This is a genomic window from Nocardioides sp. (genome assembly GCF_051876515.1).
Lineage (GTDB): Bacteria > Actinomycetota > Actinomycetes > Propionibacteriales > Nocardioidaceae > Nocardioides.
In genome coordinates this window covers 15966-41644 of the sequence record NZ_JBJEHY010000099.1, presented here as the reverse complement: position 1 = coordinate 41644, position 25679 = coordinate 15966, and the positions used below count along the sequence as shown (strand labels likewise).

The window sequence follows — 25679 nt, the reverse complement described above, 5'->3', positions numbered from 1 at the left end:
GGGGCAACTCGGTCTGCATGCAGCTTCTCCTGTGGGTCTGTTCTGTCGTGCTGGGCCCGGGGGCCCCGGCTAGGCTGCCCGCCATGAGCGAGCACCCGGCCATCACCTCGTTCCGCGACGAGCTCCGCCGCCGCGGCGGACAGGGTGACGTCGTCATCCTGCCCGACTCGGTGCACACCGCCGCACTTGCTGCCGAGGCCCTCGGATGCGAGGTCGGGGCCATCGCCAACAGTCTTCTCTTCGACGCCGGCGGGGAACCCGTCCTCATCCTGACCTCGGGAGCGCACCGCGTCGACACCCGAGCCACTGCTGAGCGTATCGGTCGGGGTGAACTCGCACGGGCCACCCCGGAGTTCGTGAGGGCCGCCACCGGGCAGGTGATCGGCGGGGTCTCCCCCATCGCCCACCCCACCCCCATCCCGACCTGGATCGACCCCTGGCTGCGTCGTCACCCGGTCGTGTGGGCCGCCGCCGGCCACCCGGCTGCCGTCTTCTCCAGCACCTTCGACGAGCTCGTCGCCCTCACCGGCGCACAAGAAGTCGACGTCGCCTGACCTCCTCCGGCTCCCCGCGCCCCTATCCTGACGCGATGGAGTCCTTGGCCCTCGCGTTCTCGAGCGGATGGGCGAGCGGCGTGAACGCCTACCTCGTCGTCCTGGTCCTCGGCCTGGCCGACCGCTTCGGCGACTTCTCGCAGATCCCCGACGTCCTGGGGCGCTGGGACGTGATGGCGGTCGCCTTCTTCCTGTACGCGATGGAGTTCGTCGCGGACAAGATCCCGTACATCGACTCGACCTGGGACGCGATCTCCACCGCGATCCGACCGACCGCGGGTGCCGTGATCGCCATCCTCATCGCAGGCGACGCCACCACGCTCGAGCAGGCCGTGTTCGGGGTGGTCGGAGGCGGTACCGCGCTGCTCTCCCACGCCGCCAAGGCGGGAAGCAGGCTGGCCATCAACACCTCCCCCGAACCGGTGACCAACGTGGGCGCCAGCGTGACCGAGGACGTGGCGGTCCTGGGCATCGTCTGGTTCGCGGTGGAGAACCCCCAGGCCGCCGCTCTGCTGGTCGCGGTCATCCTCGCCGTCAGCCTGGTCGTGCTGCTCCTGGTCGGACGCGTCATCCGCCGCGGCTGGCGACGCTGGAAGGACCGCCGCGAGCCCACCGCGGGCGCACCTGCCTGACCCGGAGGCCGCCACCACGACGCGTGGTGGCCGCCCACTACCCTGCTGGCCATGGCGCGGGTGGTGGTGGTCGGTGGCGGGTTCGCCGGGATGGCGACCGCCGCCCGGCTGGCCAAGCTCAAGCACGACGTCACGCTCGTCGAGCGCAGCGACCGCCTCGGCGGGGCGCTGGACACCGTCGACCTCGACGAGTTCTCCTTCGACCTCGGCCCCAACGCCACCCTCCTGCCGGCCGTGGTGCGCGACCTGTTCCGCAAGTCCGGCCGCCCGCTCGAGCGCGAGCTGGACCTGCAACCCCTCGACCTGGTCCGCAGCCACCGGTTCGCCGACGGCACCTCGCTGGACCTGCCCGGGCACGGCCGCGCGGGCCAGCTGCACGCCTTCGAGGCGCTCGCCCCCGGGCTGGGCCTGGCGTGGGTCGACCACGTGGCCTCGTACGGCCCGGTGTGGGAGCTGCTGCGGCGGGAGTGGTTCGAGCAGGCGTGGGACCCGGTCGTCTCACCCCGCGAGGTCGGCGCCGTCGTGGACGCCCGTACGAGCCTGCGCCGGCGCCTGGCTCGCGACCTTCCCGACGAGCGGGCGCGCCTGGTCGCCGGGCACCCCGCGACCTTGGAGGGCCACCGCCTCAGGGACGTCCCCGCGTGGGTGGGACTGACCAGCTACCTCGAGCAGCGCTTCGGGGCGTGGACCGTCCCCACAGGCATGGCCGCCCTGGGCGAGGCGATGGCCTCCCGGCTGGCGACCCGCGGAGTGCAGGTGCTCACCTCCACGGCCGCGGTCGACCTGCGCGTGTCCGGCGGACGTCTGGTCGCCGTCACCACCGCGGCCGGTGACCTCGACGCCGACGTCGCCGTGGTGGCCTGCGACCCCCGACGGCTCCCCGCCCTGGCGTCCTCGGTGGCGCGCACGGTCCCGACCACGCCGCCCGCCCTCACCCTGCTCGGCCTCGACGCCGGCCGGGACACGTGGGGTCTGGAGGTGCTGGACCGCGCCCAGGAGGTGGTCCTCCACCCCGTACGCCGGCGTGGCGCGACCCTGACGCTGCGCGCCGGTCGTGCCCCCGACGGCGCCACCGCGCTGTCGGTGCTGACCCGCGACGCGGCGCCCGAGGACGACCCGGTCGACCTGCTGGCGGAGCACGGCATCGACGTGCGCGCCCACGTCGTGCGCCGGACGGACCGCTCGGGCGCGGAGCTGACCGGCCACTGGGGCGGCTCTCCCTCGGGCGTGCTGTGGGACGGCGCCCGTACGGCGCGGCGCCGGCTCGGCCCGCGCACCCCGGTCGACGGGGTGTACGCCGCCGGGGCGCACGCCACGTCGGGCTCGGGTCTCCCCTTCGCGGGGCTCACCGCCGCGCTGGTGGCCGCCGCTGTCGGGCCCGCCTGAGCGGAGCGCCTGGCCTCAGGCCTCGCCCCCGAGGAGCTGCCAGGTGACGGTCAGGTCCACGCCGACGGTGGTCTCCCCCGGAGCGACCTGGGCGTCGGCACGCATGGCGAAGACCGCGCCCCGGGGGGCCGGGGCGGCGTACCCGCCCTCACCGATCTGCTCGACCGCACCGAGCGTGGCGCCGGAGAGTCCGGCGAGGTGCTCCGCGCGTGACCGTGCGTCGGCGAACGCCGCCTCGCGGGCCGTCACGACCGCTGCCGAGTCGTCGCTGACCTGCAGGGACACGTCGTCGACCTGGACCCCGTCGCCGACCTCGTGCGCCAGCTCGCGCAGCAGCGTCCCGGCCGCGTCGAGGTCGCCGCACGACACGGCGTAGGAGTACCGCGCCTCGAAGCCCCGCTCCCCGTCCGGGTGGTCGTGGAAGGGCCACAGGGAGACGCCGGTGCTGGCGATGCGCCGCTCCTCGGTGTGCCGCAGCGCCACCTCGCGCACGCGGGCCGCGAGCTCGCCGGCGCGGTCGTACGCCGCGGCCAACCCCTGCTCCCTCGCGCCCACGGAGACCCTGAGCACGGCGGCGTCGGGCGCCACTCTCGACTCGCCGCGGCCGGTGACGGTGACTGTCCTCATGCCCACAGGCTAGAGAGTGGGCGGTGGTCCCGTCAGGCGGTCGGCACCTCGATGCGCAGGTTGTCCCAGATCTCGCGGGTCGCCTTGGACCGGTTGAGCGTGTAGAAGTGCAGGCCCGGCGCCCCCGCCTCCAGCAGCGTCTCGCAGAGCTCGCTGGCGATCTGGATGCCCTCGGCCCGCAGCGCCGCGGGGTCGTCCGCGAGCGGGGTGAGGCGGTCGACGACCTCGCGCGGCAGCTCGCGCCGCGACAGCTCCGCCATCCGCTCCATCGAGCGCAGCCCGAGGATCGGCATGATCCCGGGGATGATCGGCATCGCCGCGCCGGCGGCGTCCGCCCGCTCGAGCAGCCCGACGTAGTCGGAGGCGCGCAGCACCATGTCGGTGATCGCGAACTCGGCGCCCTCGTCGTACTTCTCCCGCAGCACGCGGGCGTCCTGCTCGAGCGACTCGGCGTCGACGTGACCCTCGGGGAACGCCGCCACCCCGACCCGGGTCGCGGCCCCGGCGCGCGCCTTGATCAGGCGGACCAGCTCGCTGGCGTGGCTGAAGCCACCCTCGGTCGGCGTCCACGCGCTGCCCGGGCCGCCGGGCGGGTCCCCGCGCAGGGCCATCACGTGGCGCACACCGGCGACGTCGAGCTCGTCCAGGATGGTGTTGAGCTCCTCGGAGGTGTGGCCCACGCAGGTCAGGTGCGCGACCGGAACCATCGTGGTCTCGCGGGCGATCCGCTCGGTGATCTGCACGGTGAGGTCACGGGTCCCGCCGCCGGCACCGTAGGTGACCGACACGAAGGTGGGACGGTACGGCTCGAGCTCGGTGATCGCCTGCCACAGCTGGGCCGCGCCCGTCTCGTCCTTGGGCGGGAAGAACTCGAACGAGTACGTCCGCTCCCCCGCCGCGACGATCTCGCTGATGCTGCGCCCGATGTCCACCGCCATGCGGGCAAGCCTAGGGACGTGACCGTGCACCGGGGTGCACGTGTCCACTGGTTAGGCTTCGCAGGTGCCCGCCACGTGGAACCCCGCCGACTTCCGCAGCCGCGTCCAGGACGTCCTCGACGCCTTCCTCGACGACCAGGCTGTCCGCCTGCGCCCGATGGGCCCGGACGCCGAGCGGCTGCTCGCCGAGGCCCGGGTCTCGGTGGCCGGCGGCAAGCGGTTCCGTGCCGCGTTCGCGTACTGGGGCCACCTGGCGGTCTCGCCGGTCGCCCGCGACGAGGACGCGCTGGCCCGGGTCTGTGCCGCGCTGGAGCTGCTGCAGGCCAGCGCCCTGGTCCACGACGACTACATGGACGCCTCCGACACCCGCCGTGGGCGCCCGGCGACCCACCGCGCCTTCGAGGCCGAGCACCGTGGCGCCGGGTGGCGTGGCGACCCGTTCCAGTACGGCGCGGCGGCGGCCATCCTCCTCGGCGACCTGCTGCTGGCCTGGTCCGACGAGCTGCTGCGCACCTGCGGGCTCGGCATCGAGGAGGTCCTGCCGGCGCTGGCCGTGTTCGACCTGTGCCGCACCGAGGTGATCGCCGGCCAGTTCCTCGACGTGTCGGTCCAGGCCCGCGGCCGTGCCGACGTGGACACCGCGATGACGGTCCTGCGCTACAAGTCGGCCAAGTACTCCGTGGAGCGACCGCTGCACATCGGTGCCGCCCTGGCCGGCGCGAGTGCCGAGCAGATGGCCCAGCTCAGCGCGTTCGGGCTGCCGCTCGGCGAGGCGTTCCAGCTGCGTGACGACGTCCTCGGCGTCTTCGGCGACCCCGAGCAGACCGGCAAGCCGGCCGGCGACGACCTCATCGAGGGCAAGCGCACCGTCCTGGTCGCGTGCGCGCTCGACGGGCTCAGCGGGGCCCGGGCCGCCCGCCTCGACGAGGCCCTGGGCACGGACCTCACCAGCGAGGACGTGGCCGAGCTGCGTGGGCTCATCGTCTCCTCGGGCGGGCACGACCGGGTCGAGGCGATGATCGACGACCTGCTGGGCCGCGCGCTGTCCGCGCTCGACGCCGCCGACCTCGACGCCCACGCCAAGGTGGTCCTGCGCGAGCTGGCCGAGGCGGCCACGAGCCGTACGGTCTGAGGCGGCCGAGCAGGCCTCAGTCGAGCTCGCCGATCCCGACGACCTCGGGACCCTCGCCCCGCAGCAGGACGGCGAAGGGGGTGGCACCGGGATCGCCCGCGCGCTCACCGAGGATCTCCACGACGAGCCGGAACACGCGCTCGTCGGCGCGCGCGAGCACGCTCCACCCGTCCCACAGCAGCACCCTCCCGCCCTCGTCGGAGAGGTCGCGCAGCGAGTCCGCGAGGGCGTCGAGGTTGCGGCCGTACGTCGGGGCGAAGCCCAGGGCCGTCCCCAGCGCCGCCAGCACGTCGTCCTTGGTGTCCCCGACCAGCCAGCCGTCGACGTGGGAGAACTCCCAGCCGGCGTGGGTGACGACGTGGGCGACCTCGTCCGCCTCGTACGCGCTGGTCCACCGCACGACCTCGCAGGGGACGCGCCCGGCCAGCAGCGCGGCGAGCCCGCTCATCGCCAGATCCTGCTGAACGACTCGTAGTGGTCGTCGGTCCAGTAGAAGAGCCGGCCGCCCCCGACGACGATGCGCCGGGCGCCGCGGTGGCTCAGACCGGGGGTCTCGACGGTGTACTCGCGGTAGTAGCCCCGCTGCTCGTCGGGGAGGATCCCCTCGTAGTTGCCGAAGGTGATCCCGTCACGGTCGTACTCGTAGGGTCCGCCAGCGTCGATGTCGTCGAGCACCTCACCCGCCTCGGCCGGCAGCGCCTCCTCGAGGACGACGGGGAGACCGCTGGCGGGGTCGACGTCGGGAACCTGGTCGTCGGTCGCGTCCGGCTGCTCCGAGGGCTGCTCGGAGTCGCTCGTCGTGGTCGCCGACGGTTCCGTCGTCTCCGGCGCCGGGGCCAGGGTGTGCGACGAGGTCTGCTTGCTGGCGGGCTCCTTGGCGGTGTCCTCGCCCTGGCCCTCCGACTCGACCCACCAGTAGAGGACCGCGATGAGAAGGACGACGACGAGCGCGCCGAGGCTGGCCGGGGTACGGCCGTTGTCGCGGGCCACGCTCAGAAGCCCAGGGACTGGGCTCGGCGCTTGACCTCGCTGCCGCGGTTCTCACGCAGCGCGTCGATCGGCCGACCGGGCAGGTTCTCGTCGGTGAAGATCCAGGCGATGCACTCGCGGTCGTCGAAGTGCTGGTCGTGCAGCACCGTCAGCAGCCCGGGCAGGCCCTTGACCACGAGACCGTCCTGGAGGAAGTCGGCAGGCACCCGCTGGCCGGCCCCGGGGCGCGGGACCGCGGCGGCCAGCTCGTGCTCGCGGATCATCGTGCGCACCTTGGCCACCGTGACACCGAGCTCGTCGGCCACCTCGGACCACTCCAGCCACGCGGGGACGAGGGCGTCGAGGTCGCGCTCGGCGAGGGGGACGTCGTGAGGATCAACCGCAGTCATGAGGCCAAGTCTGTCACGCGCACCGGGGTTCCGGCGCCACGCCGGGAGCGGTCGAGGCGTCCGGGCGCTGGCCCTCTTTCCGTACGATGTGACCACCGGAACCTTCCCCGTCCGGTGATGGAGGTCGACAGTGGAGCCAGACGAGCGCGCCCGGACGAACACGTCCGGCCCCGCCGGCAACCCGACCGACCCCCTGGTCGGGCGCCTGCTCGACGGCCGCTACCGGATCGGGGACCGCATCGCCCGCGGGGGCATGGCCAGCGTCTACCGCGCCACCGACCTGCGTCTGGACCGGACCGTGGCGGTCAAGGTCATGCACCCGGGCCTGGGTGACGACGACGCGTTCGCCCGCCGCTTCGTCCGCGAGGCGCGGGCCGCCGCCCGGCTCAACCACCCGCACGTCGTGGGCGTCTACGACCAGGGCGACGAGGACGGGACCGTCTACCTCGCGATGGAGTACGTCCCCGGCCAGACCCTGCGCGACCTCGTCCGGGCCCAGGCCCCGCTCTCGCCCGCCCGTGCGCTGGAGCTGTTCACCCCGCTCGTCCAGGCCCTGGCCGCCGCGCACCGCGCCGGGGTGGTGCACCGCGACGTCAAGCCCGAGAACGTCCTGATCTCCGACGAGGCGGACGGGCACCGCAGCATCAAGGTGGCCGACTTCGGTCTGGCCAAGGCGGTCAGCTCCGAGACCAGCCACACGGCCACCGGCGGCGTGCTGATCGGCACGGTGTCGTACCTGGCACCCGAGCTCGTCGTCGACGGCGAGGCCGACGCCCGGGTCGACGTGTACGCAGCCGGCGTGGTGCTCTTCGAGCTGCTGACCGGGACCAAGCCGCACGAGGGCGAGTCCCCGATCCAGGTGGCGTACAAGCACGTCCACACCGACATCCCGCTCCCCTCGACGCTCGTCGCCGGGATCCCCGACTACGTGGACGCCCTCGTGGCGCGCGCGACCTCGCGTGACCGGAGCCAGCGTCCGGCCGACGCCTCGGTGCTGCTGCGCCACGTCGACCGGGTCACCCAGGCGATCCGCTCCGGCGCCCTTGAGGACCCCGAGCTCGCCGAGGACCTGCGGCCCCGTCCGGCGCCCGCGGTGGCGGCGGACGAAGGCCTGAGCATCTTCGACGACGTGGTGGACCCCTCCGACCCCGACCTGCCGACGGTGGTGGCTCCCGCGGTCGCGGCGGCGTCGCCGTCAGCCTCCAGCTCAGCATCCCCCGCCTCGTCGGCGCCCGAGAGCACCGCGGTCGCCCCGTTCGACCCGATCGAGCTGGCCAACGCCGGGCGCACGACCTCGGCGACTCCGACCAACCACGATGGAAGCCGCCCCCGCGACGGCGAGGACCCCGCCACCCGCCACGGCCTGCCCCCGGTGGGGGCCGCCCCCCAGCAGGCACGTCGACGCTCCGCGCGCGGCCCGCTGCTGCTCGCCCTGGCACTGCTGCTCGTCGTCGGCGTCGGTGTCGGCGCGTGGTGGTTCGGCTGGGCGCGGTACACGACGACACCGGCGGTCCTCAACCTCACCCAGAAGGTCGCGGTGGAGCGGCTCGAGGCTGCCGGCCTGGAGGCACGCATCGGTGACCCCGCCTTCTCCGAGACGGTGAAGGCCGGGCTCGTCGTCTCCACCGACCCCGGCCCCAACGAGCGTGTGGTCAAGGACGGTGTGGTCACGCTGCGCATCTCGCAGGGACCGGAGCGGTACGACGTCCCCCAGCTCCGCGGCATGAGCGAGGACGAGGCCCAGGACCTCCTGCGCGCCACGAACCTCGCCTTCGGGACGTCCTCGCAGCAGTGGCACGACTCGATCCCCGAGGGTCAGGTCATCACGTCGTCCCCCGAGGCCGGCACGACCCTGAAGCCGGGCGCCAAGGTCAACCTGGTGATCAGCAAGGGTCGCAAGCCCATCACGATCACCGACTGGACCGGCAAGGACTTCGAGACCGCCAAGAAGAAGCTCGAGGCCCAGGGTCTGGTGGTGCGTACGGTCGGCGAGGAGTTCAGCGACGACGTCGACGACGGTGACGTGATCTCGCAGACTCCCACCAGCGGCACCCTGTACAAGGGCGACACCGTGGAGTTCGTGGTCTCCAAGGGCCCCGAGCTCATCGAGGTGCCGCAGGTGCGGGCCTCGGGGGCGGACGCCGCCGAGAAGACCCTGACCGACGCGGGCTTCAAGGTCCGCGTCGAGCACGACGACAACTACCTCGGCCTCGGTTTTGTCATGCGTACCGACCCGTCCGCGGGCACGATGGTCCCCAAGGGCAGCACCATCACGATCTACCTGATCTGAGCCGCGGACCGGGACCCTGAGGTCCGGCGGCGCGCCCCCTGCCACCTAGGCTTGGCCGGTGCCTGACTCGCCGGACCCGTCCCCCACGCTCGACCCGCTGACCCTCCGTAACCCGATCGGGACGCACGTCCAGGTCGGCAAGGGCCTGCACGCGGGTGCGCTCGCCTCCGGCGACGCGATCGGCTGCGAGACGCTGCAGGTCTTCGTCGGCAACCCGCGTGGCTGGGCTCTGTCCGCCGGCGACGCCACCCAGGACCGGCGGTTCCGCGACGCCTGCGGCGAGCGCGGCATCCGCACCTTCATCCACGCCCCGTACCTGGTCAACCTCGGCTCCCCCACCCCGAAGACGTACGAGAACTCCGTCGCCGTGGTGGCCCACAACCTGCGCCGCGCCGCCGGGATCGGCGCGGAGGGCGTGGTCGTGCACACCGGCTCGTACGTCGACCCCACCGGTGGCGAGGAGAAGCACGCCGCGGCGATGCGCCAGGTGCGCGAGGGTTTGCTGCCGCTGCTGGAGGAGCTCGGCGACGAGGCGCCCTGGCTGCTGCTCGAGCCCACCGCGGGCCAGGGCCGCTCCCTGTGCGCGGGCGTGGAGGACCTGGCTGGCTACCTCGACGCGCTCGACCACCACCCCAAGGCCGGCATCTGCCTCGACACCTGTCACGTCTTCGCGGCCGGGTCGCCGCTCGACGAGGAGGGCGGCGCCACCGCGACGGTCGACCGGATCGTCGAGATCGGCGGCCCCGGGCGGCTGCGTCTGGTCCACGCCAACGACTCCATGGACGTCCGCGGGGCGTTCAAGGACCGCCACCAGAAGATCGGGCAGGGCCACATCGGCGAGGACGCCTTCCGCGAGCTCTTCGCCCACCCCGAGCTCGCCGGGGTCCCGTTCATCCTGGAGACGCCGGGGTCGCGCGACGCGGACGACCCCGACATGGAGACGCTGCGACGGCTGCGCCGGGAGGCCCACGGTGAGTGAACCCACCCCCGCAGAGACTCCCGCGGCAAACCCCGGCACCGGCTCCTCGACGCGGATGCAGGTGCTGGCGATGCTCGCCCTGCTGGCCCTCACCGCTGCGTGGGGATCGACGTTCTTCCTGATCAAGGACCTGCTCGAGCGGGTCCCCACCGTCGACTTTCTCGGCGTGCGGTTCGCGATCGCCGCCGTCGCGCTCTTCCTCGTCGCTCCGCGGGCCGTGGCGCGGCTCCCCCGGCACGCGAATCAGCACGCCCTGCTGCTGGGTGTCCTGTACGGCCTCGCCCAGATCCTGCAGACCGCCGGCCTGGCGCACACCCACGCCAGCGTCAGCGGTTTCGTGACCGGCATGTACGTGGTCCTCACACCGCTGCTGGCCTCGGTCATCCTGCGTACGCGGATCCCCGCCCTCACCTGGGCCGCGGTCGTGCTGGCCACCGTCGGGCTGGGCGTGCTGACCCTGAGCGGGGTCAGTGTCGGCTACGGCGAGGCGATCACGTTCGTGGCTGCCGTGCTGTACGCCCTGCACATCGTGGCGCTGGGGGCCTGGTCGACCGCTGCCGACGCCGTCGGCATGACCATCCTCCAGATCGTCGTCATCGCGGCGATCTGCCTGGTCAGCGCCGCTCCGGGCGGCATCGTGCTGCCCGACCGGACCTCGGACTGGCTCAGCCTGGTCTACATGGCCGTCGTCGTGGGCGCGCTCGGCCTGCTCGCCCAGACGTGGGCGCAGGCGCACCTCCCGCCCACGCGCAGCGCGATCATCATGAGCATGGAGCCCGTCTTCGCGTCCCTGTTCGCGGTGTGGCTGGGTGGCGAGCACCTCACGAGCCGGCTTCTCATCGGCGGCGCCATGGTCGTGGTCGCCATGGTCGTGGTGGAGCTGCCGTCCCGGCGCCGTCACGTCGAGGGCGAGGTCCCGCACATCGCCGTGTGAGCGGGCCCCGGCTTGGTAGCGTCACGGCCATGCCGCGGATCACGGTCACACCGTTGACCGACTCCCAGGTCCCCCTCGCCCTGGAGGTGTGGGCCTCCGCCCGTCGCGCCGCGGACCGCCCTCCCGGTGCGGAGCGGACCGAGCGGGTACGCCGTCGCCTCCGCGAGTCGGTCAGCGACGAGGCCGGCGTGACCCTGCTGGCCCACTACGGCGACCGGCCCACCGGCATGCTCGCCGCCGAACCGTACCGGGACGAGGGCGCCGTCACGCCCGGGGCGGGTCACATCTCGATGGTCTTCGTCTCCCCCGAGTACTGGGGGTGCCGGGTCGGCTCAGCGCTGGTCCGCGCACTCCAGACGCCTCCCCCGGACGGCTGGGACGAGCTGAGCGTCTGGACGCGCACGCAGAACCGTCGCGGGCGCCGGCTGTACGCGAGCACCGGATTCCTCGACACCGGCGAGCGCAGTCAGCTCCCAGGGCGACGTGGAGATCATGCGCCTGGCCTGGTCAGCCGGCTCAGCACCGCGGCGGCCTGCTCGGCCTGACGTCGGCTGACGTCGAGGTGGGTGACGAGCCGTACGGCCCGGGGCCCGACCTGGGCGATCCGCACCCCCTCACGGGCGGCCGCCTCGACCAGCGCGGGGGCGTCGTCGCGGTCCACCACGACGATGTTGGTCTCCACCTCCGACGGGTCGAGTCCCAACGCCTCGCCGAGCAGCCGGGCGTGCTCGTGGTCCTCGGCCAGCCGCTCGACGTGGTGGTCCAGCGCGTGGAGGCCGGCGGCAGCGAGAACACCCACCTGACGCATCCCCCCACCCAACCGCTTGCGCTGCACCCGGGCCGCGGCCATCGCGTCAGCCGAGCCCACGACCAGCGATCCCACGGGCGCTCCCAGCCCCTTGGACAGGCACACGGCCAGCACGTCGGCGACGGCCCCGTACGACGACAGCGGGGTGCGGGTGGCGACGTGGGCGTTCCAGATCCGGGCGCCGTCGAGGTGCACGGCGGTGCCGGTGTCCTCCGCCCACGCCCGCAGCGCCCGCAGGTCGTCGATCGAGGTGACCGAACCACCGGCGAAGTTGTGCGTGTTCTCCACCGAGACCGCCGCCGTACGCACGAAGAACGGCCCCATGTCGGGGGCGTGCATGCGACGGATCTGGTCGAGGTCCGCGTGGCCCCGGGGGTGGTGCCACGTGCGCATCGTGAGTCCGGAGACGGCACCGTGGGCGCCCAGCTCCGCCCGCGCGATGTGGGCCGAAGCCTCGCAGAGCACCTCCTCACCCGGTCGCACCACGCTCGCTACGGCAAGCACGTTGGCCATCGACCCGGTGGGTGTGAAGAGCGCGTCCTCGTGACCGAACAGCCCGGCGACCCGCTCCTCCAGCGCGCGGACGGTGGGGTCCTCGGAGTAGACGTCGTCGCCCACCTCCGCGCGGGCCATGGCGGCGCGCATCGGCTCGCTGGGGCGGGTCAGGGTGTCGGAACGCAGATCGATCACCGGAAAAAACTACTCCCGCACCTTGACCGGGTGCGGGAGCAGGTGGTGCGGGTACGGATCAGCCCCTGCGCAGCATCTCCGCCACCAGGTACGCGAGCTCGAGGCTCTGCACCCGGTTGAGGCGCGGGTCCACGACCGACTCGTAGCGGTGGGCCAGGCTCGCCTCGTCCAGCTCCTCGCCGCCACCGATGCACTCGGTGACGTCGTCGCCGGTCATCTCGACCAGGACGCCGCCGGGCACGGTGCCCAGCGAGCGGTGCACGTCGAAGAAGCCCTGGACCTCGTCGATGACGTCGTCGAAGCGGCGCGTCTTGTAGCCGTTGGAGGAGGTGAAGGTGTTGCCGTGCATCGGGTCGCTGATCCACGCCACCGAGACGCCCTCGGCGCTGACCTTCTCCACCAGCGGTGCCAGACCTTCGCGGATCTTCTCGGCGCCGAAGCGGGTGATGAAGGTGAGGCGACCGGGCTCGTTGTCCGGGTTGAGCTTCGCCGCCAGCCCCAGCGCGTCGTCCGCGGTGGCCGTGGGGCCGAGCTTGACGCCGATCGGGTTCTGGATGTGGCTGAAGTACTCGACGTGGGCGCCGTCGAGCTGGCGGGTGCGCTCACCGATCCACACGAAGTGGCCCGAGACGTTGTACGGCTTGTCGGTGCGCGAGTCGATGCGCGTCATCGCGTGCTCGTACTCCATGAGGAGCGCCTCGTGGCTGGAGTAGAAGTCGACGCCGCGGAACTCGTCCGGGTTGGCGCCGATGGCCTTCATGAACTCCAGCGCCCGGTCGATCTCGGTCGCCATCTGCTCGTAGCGCTGGGCGAACGGGGACTCACGGATGAAGTCGTTGTTCCAGGCGTGCACCTGGCGCAGGTCGGCGTAGCCACCCGTGACGAAGGCGCGCACGAGGTTGAGCGTGGCGGCGGAGTTGTTGTAGACGTCGAGCATGCGGCCCGGGTCGGGGATGCGCGCCTCGGGGGTGAACTCGAACGCGTTGACCGCGTCGCCGCGGTACGCCGGCAGGGTCACTCCGTCACGGGTCTCCAGGTCGGAGCTGCGCGGCTTGGCGTACTGGCCCGCGAGACGGCCCAGCTTCACCACCGGCATGGAGCCGGCGTACGTCAGCACGACGGCCATCTGCAGCAGGACGCGCAGCTTGTTGCGCACGTTGTCGGCCGTCACCTCGGCGAAGGTCTCGGCGCAGTCGCCGCCCTGGAGCAGGAACGCCTCCCCGCGGGAGACGGCAGCCAGCTTGGCCTTCAGCGCGTCGCACTCCCCGGCAAAGACCAGCGGCGGCAGGCCGCGCAACCGGTCGACGGTGGCCTGCACGGCCCCGGAGTCCGGATAGGTCGGCTGCTGCAGGGGCTTGAGGTCGTGCAACTGCTGCAGGGAAGGGAAGGTGCTCACGGGCTCCAGCCTACGTTCTGCCGCCCCAGCACCCGCGATCTGCCCGCCTCGCGGGACTGCTCGGGTGACCTCGGCCATCCCTCGGTCGCCGCTCAGGCCTGAAGGTCCAGGTAACCGGCCAGGAGGCGGCGCAGCGTGCCCAGCGCCTCGTCCCGGCCCAGCCGCTCGCCGGAACTGTTGCAGCCGTTGCTCACCTTGACCAGTGCCGCACCGATCACGTCGGCGGCCAGGCGCGGGTACGGCTCCCCCATCGCGTCGAGCGCCTCGACGAGGGGCTCGGCGAGCTCGGAGTGGAACCGCTCCATCGGTCCGGCCAGACGGCTGGGGTCGACGACGCCGGTCACCGCGGTGGCGACGGCCTGCTCGGCTCCGAAGAAGAGATCCACGTTGGACGACACGTACGCCCACACCTGGGCACCGGGCGTCGGTTCGGCCAGGACGGCGGTCCGCACCCGGCGCGACCAGTCGGGCAGGACCTCCTCGACAACCGCCACCAGCAGGTCCTCACGGGAGGAGAAGTACTGGTAGACGCTGGAGCGGGCCAGCCCCGCCTGCGCCCCCACCTCCGCGAGGGACGGGGCCACCCCGGTCAGGGCCAGGTGGGAGCGCGCCGCGTCCAGGATGGCCCGCCTCTGCCGCACCCTGTGCTCGGCAACGGTCGGTGCGTCGATCCTCGGCACGTTCCCCTCCTGGTCCTGACGTGGAGCCCCGGCTCAGGCCGGGCTGTACTCGCTGAGTCGTCCGTCCATCATCTCGTGCACCCGGTCGCAGTGGTGCAGCACCTCGTGGTCGTGGGTGACCATCACGGTCGCGACGCCGTGCTCGTGGGTCTCGCGGGCGAGCAGGGCCACCACGTCCTGGGAGCGCTGCCGGTCGAGCGCGGCAGTCGGTTCGTCGACCAGCAGGACGCTCGGGCGGTGGACCAGGGCACGGGCGATCCCGACCCGCTGGCGCTCGCCACCGGAGAGCTGGTGCGGACGCCGACCGGCCTTGTGGTCCATGCCGACCTCGGCCAGGAGGGCCATGGGGTCCCGCGGTTCCGCGACCCGGCCGAAGGTCAGCGGCAGCCGCAGCTGGTCGAGGACCGTGAGCGCCGGGACCAGGTTGCCGCTCTGGAAGACGAACCCGATCTCCTCGCGGCGGATCCGGGTCAGCTCCTTGCGCGACGTGGTCGACAGGTCCGTGCCCGCGAGTCGTACGGTGCCGGAGTCGGCGTGCACGAGGGCACCGGCGACGGCCAGCAGGCTCGACTTGCCCGAACCGGACGGCCCCACGACCGCCACCAGCTCGCCCGGGCCGACCGACAGGTCGACCGCGTCGAGCGCGAGGACGGTCTCCTCGCCGTCGCCGTGGGTCAGCGTGACCGAGGAGAGCTCGAGTCCGGCGTTCATCGGTTGCCTCCCAGGGCGGTGAGCGGGTCGACCTTGGTGATCCTCAGGACGGCGAAGACGGCGCCGAGCATGCCGAGCACGACGACCAGAGCGCTGGCAACGGCGATGTCGGAGGCCTGCAGGTGGAAGGGCATCGGCGTGCTGGACAGGAACGCGCCCATCCCCACGCCGAGGCCGACCCCGACGGCGACCGAGACCACCAGCAGCATCAGGGACTGCACGAGGCTGTCCCGCACGAGGTAACCGGTCGAGGCCCCCATCGCCCGCATGACGGCGATCTCGCCGCGCCGCTGGATGGTGACGACGGTGAAGAAGGCACCCACCACGAGGGCGGCGATCGCGTAGAGGAACCACTGGATCATGTCCAGGGTCATCGTCTCGGCGGAGTAGCCGGGCGAGGCACCGAAGGACTCCTTCAGCGTCAACGTGGTCGTGTCGGCCGCCTCGTCGCCGGCCGCGGGGTCGAAGCCGTCGTCGGCTCGGAGTGCCACCGCGGTGAACTCCTCGCGCACGTGCTCGGAGACCTTCTCACCGGGGCGGGCGCCGGCACGGATCTCCTGCCAGACCGGCATGGCCACGTAGGCCATGTCGACGTGCCCGAAGGTGTGCTGGCCGTCCAGCACCCCGATCACGTTGAGCTCGGTGCCGAGCTGGTCGACGGTGACGACGTCACCGATGGCGACACCCTCGTCAAGGGCGGTCTCGCTGACCACGAGTCCCATCGGGTCGTCACCGAGCGGCTCACCCTGGGCGGCCCCCGGGTCGACGAAGGAGCCGGGGTCGACGCCGATCAGGGCCAGATCGATCTCCACGTCGGAGTCGGTGCGGCCGTTGATCAGGGTGTTGCCCAGACGGGCGGCGTCCTCGACCCCGTCGACGTCCTGCCAGGCCTCGTACGCCTGGTCCGTGACCACCGAGCGCGAGAAGGCCGAGTCCTCGGAGACGTCGCCGACGAAGGCGAAGTGGGTGACCGGCATCTTCTTCAGGCCGGAGACGCCGTCGTTGACCAGACCGACCGACAGACCGGACAGCATCACCATGAGGAGCGCGATCAGGGCGACGACGGATCCCATGAGGGCGAAGCGGCCGCGCGCGAAGGAGAGTTCTCTCAGAGCCAGGAACATGTGTGCCCCCGACGTGTTGTCGACATCATGTCGGCAAGGTTACCGACACGATGTCGCCAAACCCAGCCCGCAGCGCGAGACGTGGGTCGCACCGTCCGCGGGCGGGCTAGTCGCCCAGGTGCTCGATGTCGCGGAAGCCCGTCTTCTGGGCCCGCACCCCGCGGTTGGTGAGCCAGGTGATCAGCCACAGCACGACACCGACGAGCACCATCACCGTGGCGATGACGTACTGCATCGAGTCCCGCTCCCCCCACGGCACGAAGATCAGCGCGAGCGCAAGGATGGCGGCGATCAACGGGGTGATGCCGGGCGAGCGGAAGAAGCCCTGCTGACCGTCGCGACGCAGCACCAGGCAGGCCACGTTGACGATGGTGAAGACACCCAGCAGGAGCAGGGACGTCGTCCCGGACAGCTGCGTGACCACGGGCGAGTCGGACTGGGTGGCGACGTACCAGATGAGGCCGAGCGCCAGGACCGTCGAGAAGCCGATGCCCACCCACGGTGCGCGGCGGTTGGGCGAGACGCTCGCCAGGGTGCGCGGGAGCACGTCCTGCTTGGCCAGGCCGTACAGCAGCCGGGAGGCCATCAGCATGTTGATGAGAGCTGTGTTGGCGACCGCGAACACGGCGAGGAACGGGAAGATCCGGTCGATGGGGACGTCCGGGGCACCCTTGCTGACCACCTCGAGCAGCGCACGCCCCTCCGACTTGTTGATCTCGGCCAGCTCCGCCGGGGTCAGCACCGCGACCACGCTGACGGCGACCAACATGTAGATGATCACCGCGATGCCGAGGCCGGTCAGCATCGTGCGCGGGAAGATGCGCTCGGGCTCGTGGGTCTCCTCGACCATGTTGACCGAGTCCTCGAACCCGACCATGGCGAAGAACGCGACCGAGGTGGCCAGCGTGATCGCCATGAAGGCGCTCTGCTGGTCGGCCGTCTGGAAGGTGACGACCCGGCTCAGGTCACCCTCCCCGCGGGCCATCGCCCAGAACCCGACGCCGATCACCAGCGCCAGCGCGGTCATCTCCACGAGGGTGAGGATCACGTTGAACTTCACGCTCTCCCCCACCCCGCGCAGGTTGATCAGCGCCAGCAGCACCATGAACGCCATGGCGATGAGCATCGTCGTGGTCGTGCTGGGCGCCTCGTCGAGCCACCCGTTGACGAGCAGGCCACCGGTGAGGTTCTGGGACAGGACGTTGGCCGAGGTCGACGCGCTGGTGATGCCCGAGCAGACCACCGCGAAGGCCACCAGGAACGTGACGAAGTGGACGCCGAACGCCTTGTGGGCGTACAGGGCGGCACCCGCCGCCTGGGGGTACTTCGTGACGAGCTCGAGGTACGACAGGGCCGTCATCGTGGCCACCACGAAGGCGAGCAGGAACGGGAGCCAGACCATCCCGCCCACGGTGGCCGCCATCTGGCCGGTGACCGCGTAGACGCCCGCGCCGAGGATGTCGCCGACGATGAAGAGGAGGAGGAGCTTGGGCCCCATCACCCGCTTGAGCTCGTGGTGCTGCTCGGCTGGCTGTTCCGTCGAGGTTGCGCTCATGTCTCCCCCTGCCGTCGCGGGACTCGTTCGCTCCACTCTCCACAGAGAGGCGCGGCGTGACAAGGGCCACGGACGCATCGGGCCTCGACGCACGTCGCCCCGCACACCGGGGTGTGCGGGGCGGCAGCGTGCGCGACGCGGCTGGGGTCAGCCGAAGAAGACGCGCGCCTCGTCGTACTCGGCCTGCGAGACGACCTTGAGCTCACCGGTCCCCTCGATCAGCGGGAGCCGGACGATGTCCTTGCCCTTGAGGGCCATCATGGTGCCGAAGTCGCCGTCGGCGACAGCGGCGATCGCGTGCAGGCCGAAGCGGGTCGCGAGCCAGCGGTCGAAGGCCGTCGGCGTACCGCCGCGCTGTACGTGCCCGAGCACCACCGCACGCGCCTCCTTGCCGGTGCGCGCCTCGATCTCGGAGGCCAGCCGGTCACCGATCCCGCCCAGGCGGACGTGGCCGAAGGCGTCCTTCTCCCCGGTCAGCAGCGTCATGTCGCCGCCCTCGACGGGCACCGCGCCCTCGGAGACGACCACGATGGGGGCGTACTTGCTCTCGAAGCGCTGCTCGACCTTGGCGCACACCTCCTCGATGTCGAAGGGGACCTCGGGGATCAGCACCATGCTGGCGCCGCCGGCGATGCCGGAGTGCAGCGCGATCCAGCCCGCGTGACGGCCCATCACCTCGACCACCAGCACGCGGTGGTGCGACTCCGCGGTGGTGTGCAGGCGGTCGATCGCCTCGGTCGCGATGTTGACGGCCGTGTCGAACCCGAAGGTGAAGTCGGTGCCGGAGAGGTCGTTGTCGATCGTCTTGGGAACGCCGACCACGTGGACGCCGAGGTCCGCCAGCTTGGTGGCCACGCCGAGGGTGTCCTCGCCGCCGATGGCCACCAGCGCGTCGACGCCGTCGCGCTCCAGGTTGGCCTTGATCCGCTCCACGCCGCCCTCGATGGCGAAGGGGTTGGTGCGGCTCGACCCCAGGATCGTCCCGCCCCGGGGCAGGATCCCGCGCGTCTGCTCGACGCCCAGCTCCATGGTGACGCCCTCGAGGGGACCACGCCACCCGTCGCGGTAGCCGACGAACTCGAAGCCGTGCTCACCCACGCCCTTGCGTACCGCGGCGCGGATGACCGCGTTGAGACCGGGACAGTCGCCGCCCCCGGTGAGCATTCCGACGCGCATGACAACCTCCGTTTGAACGTTCCATTCGTACGGTTGTGAGCCTAGTCGCACGCGGGGTCGGCGTCACCCGGTCCGGGCCCAAGGTCCCGAGGTGCGGGACCGTGCGGGAGTTGGGCGCCGGCACCGGCCCACGGCCAACTAGGGTCGGCCCATGACCTTCTCCATCGTGGCCCGGTCCGAGGACGGCGAGTCCTGGGGCGTGGCAGTGGCGTCGAAGTTCCTCGCGGTCGGCAACGCCGTCCCTGCCGCCGTGGCCGGCGTCGGTGCCGTGGCCACCCAGGCCGACGCCAACGTCTCGTTCAAGTTCACCGGCCTGGGGCTGCTCGACGACGGGGCCACCGCACAGGTGGCGCTCGACAGGCTCATCGAGGACGACGACCAGCCCCACGACCGCCAGGTCGGGATCGTCGACGTGGAGGGCAACGCGGCCACGTACACGGGTCGGGACTGCTTCGACTGGGCGGGCGGCGTGACCGGCGCCGGTTACGCCATCCAGGGCAACATCCTGACCGGCCCCGAGGTCGTCGAGGCCATGGAGCAGGCGTGGCGCGAGGGCGAGGGACGCCCGTTCGCCCACCGGCTGCTGACCGCCCTGGCTGCCGGTGACGCCGCCGGCGGCGACCGGCGCGGACGGCAGGCGGCCGCACTCCTCGTGGTCCGCGAGGGCGCGGGGTACGGAGGTGGCGATGACGTCGCCGTCGACCTGCGCGTGGACGACCACGCCACGCCCGTCGAGGAGCTCGCCCGGCTGCTCGACCTCAACGACCTGTACCTGACCGCCTCGACCGACGAGGAGAAGGTGCCGGTCGACGAGGCTCTGTTCGCCGAGCTGTCCGCGTTCGCCGTGGCGCGCGGCCACGAGCACTTCCGGGAGTGGGTCGGCTCGGAGAACTACGAGATGCGGGTCGCCCCCGGCCTGAGGCCGGAGTGGATCGACACCCGCGTCCTCGACGTCGTCCGCGGCACCGCCGCCGAGTGAGGGAGAGTCACCGATGAGCGTTCTCGCGATCGACGCCGGCACCACCGGCGTCACCGCCGTGGTGGTCGGCCCCGACGCCCGCATCGTGGCCAAGGGTTACCAGGAGTTCCCCCAGCACTTCCCGCAGCCGGGCTGGGTCGAGCACACGCCCGAGGAGATCTGGCAGGCCACGCTGCAGGCCACCCGCGAGGTGCTGACCAAGGTGGACCGCACCGAGCTCACCGCCGTGGGGATCACCAACCAGCGCGAGACGGTCGTGCTGTGGGACCGCGAGACGCTCGGCTCACCGCGACGGGCGATCGTGTGGCAGGACCGCCGCAGCGCCGACATCTGCACCACCCTGCGCGACGCCGGCCACGAGCAGCGGGTCAGCGAGCTGACCGGCCTGCGGCTGGACCCGTACTTCTCCGCGACCAAGCTGCGCTGGCTGGCCGAGAACGAGCCGCACACGTGGGCCCTGGTCGAGTCCGGCCGGTACGCCGTCGGCACGGTCGACTCGTACCTGATCGCGCGTCTGACCCGCGGCACCTGGCACGTCACCGACGTCTCCAACGCCTCACGCACCCTCCTGTTCGACCTCGCCGGTGGCGAGTGGTCCGACGAGCTCTGCACGTTGTTCGGGGTCCCGCGTGACGCCCTGCCCGAGGTCGTGCCGAGCTGGGGCGAGGTCGCCACGACCGACCCGCGCGTCTTCCTGGACCTGTCCCTGCCGATCGCCGGCATCGCCGGCGACCAGCAGTCCGCCCTGTTCGGTCAGACCTGCTTCGCCGAGGGCGACTCCAAGTGCACCTACGGCACGGGGTCGTTCATCCTCACCAACACCGGGACGACCCCCGTGCGCAGCGAGGCGGGGCTGCTGTCCACCGCGGCGTGGCGCTCGCCCGACGGGGTGACCACGTACGCGCTGGAGGGCTCGATCTTCGTCACCGGCGCGGCCGTCCAGTGGCTGCGCGACGGGCTCCAGCTGGTCGGGTCGGTAGCCGAGACGCAAGCCGTTGCCGGGACGGTGGCCGACTCGGGCGGGGTGGTGTTCGTGCCCGCCCTCACCGGGCTGGGGGCACCGCACTGGGACCCGCACGCGCGCGGCACCATCCTCGGGCTGACCCGCGGCACCACCCGGGCGCACATCGTGCGCGCCACCCTGGAGGCGATCGCGTACGAGGTGCGCGACGTCCTCGAGACCATGCCTGAGCTGAGCTCCGTGCGTGTCGACGGCGGCGCCGCCTCCAACGACCTGCTGTGCCAGCTGCAGGCCGACCAGCTCGGGGTGCCGGTGGAGCGTCCCGAGATCGTGGAGACCACCGCGCTGGGGGCCGCCTTCCTGGCCGGTCTGGGCACCGGGGTGTGGTCCTCGACCGACGAGCTCAGCGCCACCTGGGCGCTGGACCGGTCGTTCACCCCGGCCGGGGACCCCCACGCCATCGCCGCCGGCTACGCACGCTGGCAGGAGGCCGTACGACGCTCGGCCGGATGGGCCCTGGTCTGAGGCGGTGGCTCAGCGGCCCAGTCGGTCACGGACCGACTGGGCACGCGTGAGCCCGGCCTCGGCCTCCCGCACGGCCTCCGCGGCGAGTCCCTGGGCGTCCTCGGCGTCCTCGAGGTCGGCGTCGACGGCCTCGAGCTCGCTCTCGACCTCGGCCACCTCCCGCCGCATCTCGTCCAGCCGGGCCTGCAGCTCCAGGGTCCTGGCCTCCAGCTCGCCCACCTCCACGGCAGCCTCGTCTGCCTGACGCTGCGCGGCCTCGAGCTCGGCCCGTGCCGCGGCGAGCGCCTCGTCGGCCTCGCGGCGCGCCTTCTCGTCGGCGTCGGGATCGGGGACCACGTGCAGGTCGGGGCGCGACGGCGGCTCCTGCTCGCGGGGCGTGGCGCTGAAGCCCAGCGCCCCGGGGAGGGCGAGCGCCGGCACCACGTCGACCGCGTCCACACCGGTCGCGCGCACCGGGGCCACGAGCAGACCGCTGCGCACGGCCGCCGCCGCGTCGGCGTCGAGCATGGCGGCGGTCAGGGTCTCCTCGACCTGGAGGGCCACCGCCTCGGTGACCCGCTGCCCCTCCTCGCGCGCGGTGCGGCGGGCGAGCGTGGTGACCGACGCCGTCAGCTGACGGCGCTGCTTGGTGAACTCGCGGAGCTGGGCGGCGTCGAGGCTGGCCTGGGCCTCGCGCAGGGCGGCGCCCACGGCGAGCAGCTGGTCCACCTGCTCGGGCTCCCGCCGGACCAGCAGGTTCACCACCCAGGCGGCGACGGTCGGACGCCTGAGAGCCTTCAGCGCCGCGGCGTGCTCCTTGTCCGCCCGGTGCTCGCGCACCAGCTCGTCCCGGCGGGCGGTGAACTCCCCCGGCCCCAGGCCGTACAGCTCGTCCGCCGCCGTCACGAGGCGGGCGTCCTCAGCCATCCAGGTCACCTGCCGGGGTGGCGGGCGCCCGGTACTGCAGCTCGGTGGGGTGCGGCGGCCAGGGGCAGACCTGCGTCACGCCCGTGGGAGCCCACCCGAGTCGCTCGTACAGGGCGCGCGCACGGGTGTTGACGTCGAGGACCCACAGCCGGGCACCTGGGCCGATCGACGCCACCGCACGGGCGACGCCGTCCGCACCCAGACCCCGTCCCCACGCCTCGGGATGGACGGCGAGGTGGCGCAGGATGGTCGCGTCGTGGGCGGTGTACGCGAGGAGCCGCCCGTCGGACGGGTCGTCGACCACCTCCACCCGGACGTCGGGATCCACCAGGATCTCCTGCCACCGCGCCAGGACCGCCTCGTCGGGGAACGGGTGCTGCGCCGCGTCGAAGACGTGGGCGAGCCCGACGAGGTTGGCGGCCCGCTCAAGGTCCAGCAGGGCGACGGCATCCTGCGGCCCGGCCGGGCGCCACGACAGTGCCGGTGTGCCGTCGGTGGTCGTCACGCAGACCTCAGGCGTCGGAAGCGTCATCGTCGAGCCCGTGCTCGATCGCCCACCGCGTCAGCTGCACCCGGTTGTTCATCTGAAGCTTGCGCAGCGTGTTCTGCACGTGGTTCTGCACGGTGCGGTGCGACAGGACCAGACGCTCGGCGATCTGCTTGTAGCTCATGCCCTTCGCGACCATCTTGAGCACCTCCGTCTCGCGCTCGGTGAGCGCGTCGGTGGGGCTCTCGTCGGGACCCTCGGCGATGCGCCGGAACTCCCCCAGCACCAGGCCGGCCAGACCCGGGGTGAAGACGGTGTCGCCGGCCGCGACGCGGCGTACCGCGTCGAGCAGCTCCTCGCGGGAGGCGGACTTCACGAGGTAGCCGGTCGCACCGGCCTTGACTGCCTCCAGGACGTCCCCCTGCTCCCCCGACGCCGACAGGATCAGCACCCGCGCGGACGGGTCCTCCTTGAGCACCGTCGCGGTCACCTCGACCCCGCTGGGCCCAGGGATCTGCAGGTCCAGGACGAGCACCTCGGGGCGTACGGCCATGAACCGGGCCAACGCCTGGTGCCCGTCGGCGGCGACGGCGACGACCTCGTGCCCCGCGGCCGCCAGGTCCCGCTCCACCGCGTCGCGCCACATCGGGTGGTCGTCGACGACCATCACTCGAGTCATGCGGGTCAGCCTAGTGAGTGGCGGGGCCGTCGGCGTGCAGGTACCGACCACGGCGGTGCGCCAGGGCGCCCTCGTCGGTGCCGACCGCGACCTCGTCGACGCGGCAGGTGACCAGGACCGACCAGCCGACCTCGCGCTGCTCCTCGAGGCTCACGTGCAGCCACGCGGTCGCGTCGTCCAGGCGCGGTCCGTACGACGTCTGGGTCCACGCAGCCATCCGCCACGGTCCGCCCGGTGCCGGTCCGGTGCCGGCGAAGGCGTCGGCCATCAAGCGGTGCGGCCAGCGCAGCAGCTGGACGACCCCGCGGCCGGTGCCGAGCAGCCGCTCGGTGAGGTCGGCGTCGGGGTCGAGCAGGGCCAGCGCGTGGCCCGGTTCACCCCCCGCGACCATGAGGGAGCTCACGGTCAGACCCGCCCGCTCCGAGGCGTCCCCAGCGGTCCACAGCGAGACGGCGCCGCCGAGACGGCCGCGGAAGCGGCGGAGCTCGTCACGACTGTCCGCGGCCTGCGCGAACGGGTGGGAGGAGTGGATGCTCATGCCGCGCCCGACCCGCGGTGCACCAACCGCGACAGCACCGTGGCGCCGCGCGCGATGGGCGGCTGCGCCGGCCCCAGCCCGCAGGTGCGGGACTCGGCCACGCGTCGGTACAGCCGGTCGCCGAGCCACCGTGCCCCGGGGAGCCACAGCAGCGGGGCCACCACACTCACCGGAGGACATCTGAGCAGCACCCGGCGGATCGCGTCGTACCCCTCGTACCGGCCGGCAGGCGTCAGCAGCTGCAGCGCGTGGTCGGTGTGCTCGGGGGTCACGCGCGGGTCGGCGTACGCGTCCGGCTCGGAGGTGCCCACGAACCGGTGCAGGCGCAGCACGTCGAGCCGGGCCAGACGGACGGCCCACGGCCGGCAGAAGCTGCAGTGGCTGTCCCAGATGACGGTTCGCACCGCACGCCTCCCAACGCTGTCGCCCTGTCGCCCGCCGTCGAGCCTAGTCCGCGTCGTCGCGCCGGCTCAGGCCACGTCGACCGGCACGTCCCGCGGCACCTCGATCTCCCACTCGGTCCCCCACGACCCCGAGTCCACCGTCGCGCGCCCGCCCAGCTCCTCGGCCCGACCGACGATGGACGACACGACGCCGAGACGCCCCTCCTCGCGGGCGCGGTCCAGCCGTCCGGGCTCGATGCCGGGACCCTCGTCACGGACCGACACGGTGACGCTGGACTCGGTGGCCTCCAGCAGGACCCAGGCGTTGGCGTGGGTGCCGACGTGGGCCGCGACGTTGTCGAGGCACGCCTTCGCCGCCGCCACCAGCTCCTCGCCGCGCGCGCGGTCCATCAGGACCGCGACCCCCGGGGTGGCCACCTGCACGTGGACCGGGTGCTCGGTGCCCAGCCGTTGCAGGGCCCCGGTGAGGTCGAGGTGGCCGCCGTGGGCCGCCGACGTCACCGTCTCCTGCTGGTGGATCAGGGAGCGCAGGCTGCGCTCCTGCTCACCGGCCAGCCGCGCGAGCTCGGCGAACTCGCCCCCGGCGCGGGCACCCTCGCGCTGGGTGAGGGCGAGGACCTGCAGGACGCCGTCGTGCACCGCCCTCGCCAGTCGGTGCCGCTCCTCGGCGACGGCGGCGGCGCGCTCCGCGCGGTCACGCTGGTCGGCCATGAGGACCAGCGACTCGACCATGTACCCGACGATCGGGCCGCCGATCATGAGCAGGAAGAGGTTCCCGTAGTTGCCCTGGTCGACGGTGTCGCGGATGGCGACGTCGCACACGCACAGCATCAGCGCGGCCGACAGGCCACCCAAGGTGCGCCAGTAGATGGCCCAGGCCATGAGGGCGCCGGCGACCCAGAAACCGGGGATGGTCGCGTTGAACCCGCCCTTGACGAGCTCGGTGAGGGCCATCGCGGCGAGCGCCACGGCAAGGTCGGCGACCAGCAGGGTGCGGGTGCGTCGGCGCGGAGAGTGGTACGCCCAGACGGCGAAGACGCTCCACGCCACGAGGGCACCGACCACGACCGCGCCCGCGCGGGGGTGGTCGAAGTTCTCGTGCCGGTAGGCGTTGAGGACGACCATGTTGACCGTCAGGACGGCCCGCAGGATCGCCAGCGCCCGGAAGAGGCGGTCCTCGACGGCCAGCGAGGCGGCCGACCTGGCGGT

The 25679-nt window shown here is 72.6% G+C and carries 28 protein-coding genes; 10 read left to right on the top strand and 18 right to left on the bottom strand.

Translation table 11 applies throughout. The features are described 5' to 3' along the window. The first annotated feature begins 83 nt into the window (after nt 1-83). Genes ACI379_RS07295 through ACI379_RS07285 form a run of 3 tightly spaced genes read left to right on the top strand, consistent with a single transcriptional unit; the run spans nt 84 to nt 2572 of the window. On the top strand, nt 84-554 hold the full coding sequence (locus ACI379_RS07295; RefSeq protein WP_439791420.1) for a YbaK/EbsC family protein: 471 nt from the start codon (nt 84-86) through the stop codon (nt 552-554). Between the two features lie 35 nt (nt 555-589). Beyond that, nucleotides 590-1186 (top strand): DUF4126 domain-containing protein, encoded by a 597-nt coding sequence (locus ACI379_RS07290; RefSeq protein WP_439791419.1) that lies wholly within the window; start codon nt 590-592, stop codon nt 1184-1186. 51 nt (nt 1187-1237) lie between these two features. After that, a complete protein-coding gene (locus ACI379_RS07285) occupies nt 1238-2572 on the top strand; it encodes a phytoene desaturase family protein (protein WP_439791418.1) in 1335 nt (444 codons plus the stop codon). Nucleotides 2573-2587: 15 nt separating this feature from the next. Here the strand turns inward: ACI379_RS07285 and ACI379_RS07280 are convergent, their stop codons facing one another. Both ACI379_RS07280 and metF read right to left on the bottom strand, forming a co-directional pair. Further along, the gene (locus ACI379_RS07280) at nt 2588-3199 is read right to left on the bottom strand and encodes an SIMPL domain-containing protein (protein WP_439791417.1); all 612 of its coding nucleotides are present in this window, start codon (nt 3197-3199) and stop codon (nt 2588-2590) included. A 32-nt stretch (nt 3200-3231) separates the two neighbouring features. Beyond that, complete coding sequence (gene metF, locus ACI379_RS07275) at nt 3232-4137, bottom strand: methylenetetrahydrofolate reductase [NAD(P)H] (RefSeq protein WP_439791416.1); 906 nt, start codon at nt 4135-4137, stop codon at nt 3232-3234. Between the two features lie 64 nt (nt 4138-4201). Here metF and ACI379_RS07270 point away from each other — a divergent pair, with 64 nt between their 5' ends. Further along, nucleotides 4202-5269 (top strand): polyprenyl synthetase family protein, encoded by a 1068-nt coding sequence (locus tag ACI379_RS07270; protein ID WP_439791415.1) that lies wholly within the window; start codon nt 4202-4204, stop codon nt 5267-5269. A gap of 16 nt (nt 5270-5285) precedes the next feature. On the opposite strand, the gene ACI379_RS07265 is transcribed toward ACI379_RS07270, so the two are convergent. The 3 genes from ACI379_RS07265 to ACI379_RS07255 are packed head-to-tail and all read right to left on the bottom strand — an operon-like array spanning nt 5286 to nt 6648. Further along, a complete protein-coding gene (locus tag ACI379_RS07265; RefSeq protein WP_439791414.1) occupies nt 5286-5717 on the bottom strand; it encodes a barstar family protein in 432 nt (143 codons plus the stop codon). Beyond that, nucleotides 5714-6259 carry a ribonuclease domain-containing protein gene (locus tag ACI379_RS07260; RefSeq protein ID WP_439791413.1) on the bottom strand — a complete coding sequence of 182 codons (546 nt, stop codon included), beginning with the start codon at nt 6257-6259 and terminating at the stop codon, nt 5714-5716. Before ACI379_RS07260 ends, ACI379_RS07265 begins: the two co-directional genes overlap by 4 nt. Before the next feature lie 2 nt (nt 6260-6261). Continuing rightward, complete coding sequence (locus tag ACI379_RS07255; protein ID WP_439791412.1) at nt 6262-6648, bottom strand: Rv2175c family DNA-binding protein; 387 nt, start codon at nt 6646-6648, stop codon at nt 6262-6264. A gap of 130 nt (nt 6649-6778) precedes the next feature. Between ACI379_RS07255 and ACI379_RS07250 the strand changes: the two genes are divergently transcribed. Genes ACI379_RS07250 through ACI379_RS07235 form a run of 4 tightly spaced genes read left to right on the top strand, consistent with a single transcriptional unit; the run spans nt 6779 to nt 11396 of the window. Continuing rightward, entirely contained in the window at nt 6779-8938 is a 2160-nt protein-coding gene (locus ACI379_RS07250) for a PASTA domain-containing protein (RefSeq protein WP_439791411.1), read from the top strand. 58 nt (nt 8939-8996) lie between these two features. After that, nucleotides 8997-9917 carry a deoxyribonuclease IV gene (locus ACI379_RS07245; protein ID WP_439791410.1) on the top strand — a complete coding sequence of 307 codons (921 nt, stop codon included), beginning with the start codon at nt 8997-8999 and terminating at the stop codon, nt 9915-9917. After that, on the top strand, nt 9910-10851 hold the full coding sequence (locus tag ACI379_RS07240; RefSeq protein WP_439791409.1) for a DMT family transporter: 942 nt from the start codon (nt 9910-9912) through the stop codon (nt 10849-10851). The genes ACI379_RS07245 and ACI379_RS07240 overlap by 8 nt, the downstream gene beginning before the upstream one ends. Nucleotides 10852-10880: 29 nt before the next feature. Further along, on the top strand, nt 10881-11396 hold the full coding sequence (locus tag ACI379_RS07235; RefSeq protein ID WP_439791408.1) for a GNAT family N-acetyltransferase: 516 nt from the start codon (nt 10881-10883) through the stop codon (nt 11394-11396). Here the strand turns inward: ACI379_RS07235 and ACI379_RS07230 are convergent. The 7 genes from ACI379_RS07230 to ACI379_RS07200 all read right to left on the bottom strand — a co-directional run bounded on the left by ACI379_RS07230 (nt 11342) and on the right by ACI379_RS07200 (nt 18991). After that, nucleotides 11342-12349, bottom strand: a complete 1008-nt coding sequence (locus ACI379_RS07230; protein ID WP_439791407.1) for a threonine aldolase family protein — start codon at nt 12347-12349, stop codon at nt 11342-11344. The two genes, ACI379_RS07235 and ACI379_RS07230, sit on opposite strands and share 55 nt — an antisense overlap. Before the next feature lie 58 nt (nt 12350-12407). After that, nucleotides 12408-13745: a class II 3-deoxy-7-phosphoheptulonate synthase gene (locus ACI379_RS07225; RefSeq protein WP_439791406.1), complete on the bottom strand. Its 1338-nt coding sequence runs from the start codon at nt 13743-13745 to the stop codon at nt 12408-12410. A 92-nt stretch (nt 13746-13837) separates the two neighbouring features. Beyond that, the gene (locus tag ACI379_RS07220; protein WP_439791405.1) at nt 13838-14425 is read right to left on the bottom strand and encodes a TetR/AcrR family transcriptional regulator; all 588 of its coding nucleotides are present in this window, start codon (nt 14423-14425) and stop codon (nt 13838-13840) included. Between the two features lie 33 nt (nt 14426-14458). Continuing rightward, the gene (locus ACI379_RS07215) at nt 14459-15136 is read right to left on the bottom strand and encodes an ABC transporter ATP-binding protein (RefSeq protein ID WP_439791404.1); all 678 of its coding nucleotides are present in this window, start codon (nt 15134-15136) and stop codon (nt 14459-14461) included. Next, the gene (locus ACI379_RS07210) at nt 15133-16260 is read right to left on the bottom strand and encodes an ABC transporter permease (RefSeq protein WP_439791403.1); all 1128 of its coding nucleotides are present in this window, start codon (nt 16258-16260) and stop codon (nt 15133-15135) included. Before ACI379_RS07210 ends, ACI379_RS07215 begins: the two co-directional genes overlap by 4 nt. Nucleotides 16261-16366: 106 nt before the next feature. Continuing rightward, nucleotides 16367-17815, bottom strand: a complete 1449-nt coding sequence (locus ACI379_RS07205) for an APC family permease (RefSeq protein ID WP_439791402.1) — start codon at nt 17813-17815, stop codon at nt 16367-16369. Between the two features lie 147 nt (nt 17816-17962). After that, nucleotides 17963-18991, bottom strand: coding sequence for a 6-phosphofructokinase (locus ACI379_RS07200; protein ID WP_439791401.1), 1029 nt, complete (start codon nt 18989-18991; stop codon nt 17963-17965). 151 nt (nt 18992-19142) lie between these two features. On the opposite strand from ACI379_RS07200, the gene ACI379_RS07195 reads away from it, so the two are divergent. Continuing rightward, entirely contained in the window at nt 19143-19970 is an 828-nt protein-coding gene (locus tag ACI379_RS07195; RefSeq protein ID WP_439791400.1) for a DUF1028 domain-containing protein, read from the top strand. Nucleotides 19971-19983: 13 nt separating this feature from the next. Next, a complete protein-coding gene (gene glpK / locus ACI379_RS07190) occupies nt 19984-21456 on the top strand; it encodes a glycerol kinase GlpK (protein WP_439791399.1) in 1473 nt (490 codons plus the stop codon). A gap of 9 nt (nt 21457-21465) precedes the next feature. On the opposite strand, the gene ACI379_RS07185 is transcribed toward glpK, so the two are convergent. The 6 genes from ACI379_RS07185 to macS all read right to left on the bottom strand — a co-directional run bounded on the left by ACI379_RS07185 (nt 21466) and on the right by macS (nt 25658). Beyond that, complete coding sequence (locus ACI379_RS07185; protein ID WP_439791398.1) at nt 21466-22362, bottom strand: hypothetical protein; 897 nt, start codon at nt 22360-22362, stop codon at nt 21466-21468. Continuing rightward, nucleotides 22355-22867: a GNAT family N-acetyltransferase gene (locus ACI379_RS07180; RefSeq protein ID WP_439791397.1), complete on the bottom strand. Its 513-nt coding sequence runs from the start codon at nt 22865-22867 to the stop codon at nt 22355-22357. Before ACI379_RS07180 ends, ACI379_RS07185 begins: the two co-directional genes overlap by 8 nt. A gap of 7 nt (nt 22868-22874) precedes the next feature. After that, nucleotides 22875-23528, bottom strand: a complete 654-nt coding sequence (locus tag ACI379_RS07175; protein ID WP_439791396.1) for a response regulator — start codon at nt 23526-23528, stop codon at nt 22875-22877. 10 nt (nt 23529-23538) lie between these two features. Further along, entirely contained in the window at nt 23539-24066 is a 528-nt protein-coding gene (locus ACI379_RS07170; RefSeq protein WP_439791395.1) for a flavin reductase family protein, read from the bottom strand. Continuing rightward, nucleotides 24063-24470 (bottom strand): thiol-disulfide oxidoreductase DCC family protein, encoded by a 408-nt coding sequence (locus ACI379_RS07165; RefSeq protein WP_439791394.1) that lies wholly within the window; start codon nt 24468-24470, stop codon nt 24063-24065. Before ACI379_RS07165 ends, ACI379_RS07170 begins: the two co-directional genes overlap by 4 nt. A 66-nt stretch (nt 24471-24536) precedes the next feature. Further along, nucleotides 24537-25658, bottom strand: a complete 1122-nt coding sequence (gene macS / locus ACI379_RS07160) for a MacS family sensor histidine kinase (RefSeq protein WP_439791421.1) — start codon at nt 25656-25658, stop codon at nt 24537-24539. Nucleotides 25659-25679 lie beyond the last annotated feature (21 nt).

Bases quoted from the DNA above. Each gene is read 5' to 3' on its own strand.
- ACI379_RS07280 (WP_439791417.1), bottom strand. From the start codon at position 3,199: ATGAGGACAGTCACCGTCACCGGCCGCGGCGAGTCGAGAGTGGCGCCC.
- ACI379_RS07210 (WP_439791403.1), bottom strand. From the start codon at position 16,260: ATGTTCCTGGCTCTGAGAGAACTCTCCTTCGCGCGCGGCCGCTTCGCC.
- ACI379_RS07290 (WP_439791419.1), top strand. From the start codon at position 590: ATGGAGTCCTTGGCCCTCGCGTTCTCGAGCGGATGGGCGAGCGGCGTG.
- metF (WP_439791416.1), bottom strand. From the start codon at position 4,137: ATGGCGGTGGACATCGGGCGCAGCATCAGCGAGATCGTCGCGGCGGGG.
- ACI379_RS07195 (WP_439791400.1), top strand. From the start codon at position 19,143: ATGACCTTCTCCATCGTGGCCCGGTCCGAGGACGGCGAGTCCTGGGGC.
- ACI379_RS07170 (WP_439791395.1), bottom strand. From the start codon at position 24,066: ATGAGCATCCACTCCTCCCACCCGTTCGCGCAGGCCGCGGACAGTCGT.
- ACI379_RS07235 (WP_439791408.1), top strand. From the start codon at position 10,881: ATGCCGCGGATCACGGTCACACCGTTGACCGACTCCCAGGTCCCCCTC.
- ACI379_RS07265 (WP_439791414.1), bottom strand. From the start codon at position 5,717: ATGAGCGGGCTCGCCGCGCTGCTGGCCGGGCGCGTCCCCTGCGAGGTC.
- ACI379_RS07205 (WP_439791402.1), bottom strand. From the start codon at position 17,815: ATGAGCGCAACCTCGACGGAACAGCCAGCCGAGCAGCACCACGAGCTC.
- ACI379_RS07200 (WP_439791401.1), bottom strand. From the start codon at position 18,991: ATGCGCGTCGGAATGCTCACCGGGGGCGGCGACTGTCCCGGTCTCAAC.
- ACI379_RS07175 (WP_439791396.1), bottom strand. From the start codon at position 23,528: ATGACTCGAGTGATGGTCGTCGACGACCACCCGATGTGGCGCGACGCG.
- ACI379_RS07185 (WP_439791398.1), bottom strand. From the start codon at position 22,362: ATGGCTGAGGACGCCCGCCTCGTGACGGCGGCGGACGAGCTGTACGGC.
- ACI379_RS07255 (WP_439791412.1), bottom strand. From the start codon at position 6,648: ATGACTGCGGTTGATCCTCACGACGTCCCCCTCGCCGAGCGCGACCTC.
- ACI379_RS07215 (WP_439791404.1), bottom strand. From the start codon at position 15,136: ATGAACGCCGGACTCGAGCTCTCCTCGGTCACGCTGACCCACGGCGAC.
- ACI379_RS07295 (WP_439791420.1), top strand. From the start codon at position 84: ATGAGCGAGCACCCGGCCATCACCTCGTTCCGCGACGAGCTCCGCCGC.
- ACI379_RS07285 (WP_439791418.1), top strand. From the start codon at position 1,238: ATGGCGCGGGTGGTGGTGGTCGGTGGCGGGTTCGCCGGGATGGCGACC.
- glpK (WP_439791399.1), top strand. From the start codon at position 19,984: ATGAGCGTTCTCGCGATCGACGCCGGCACCACCGGCGTCACCGCCGTG.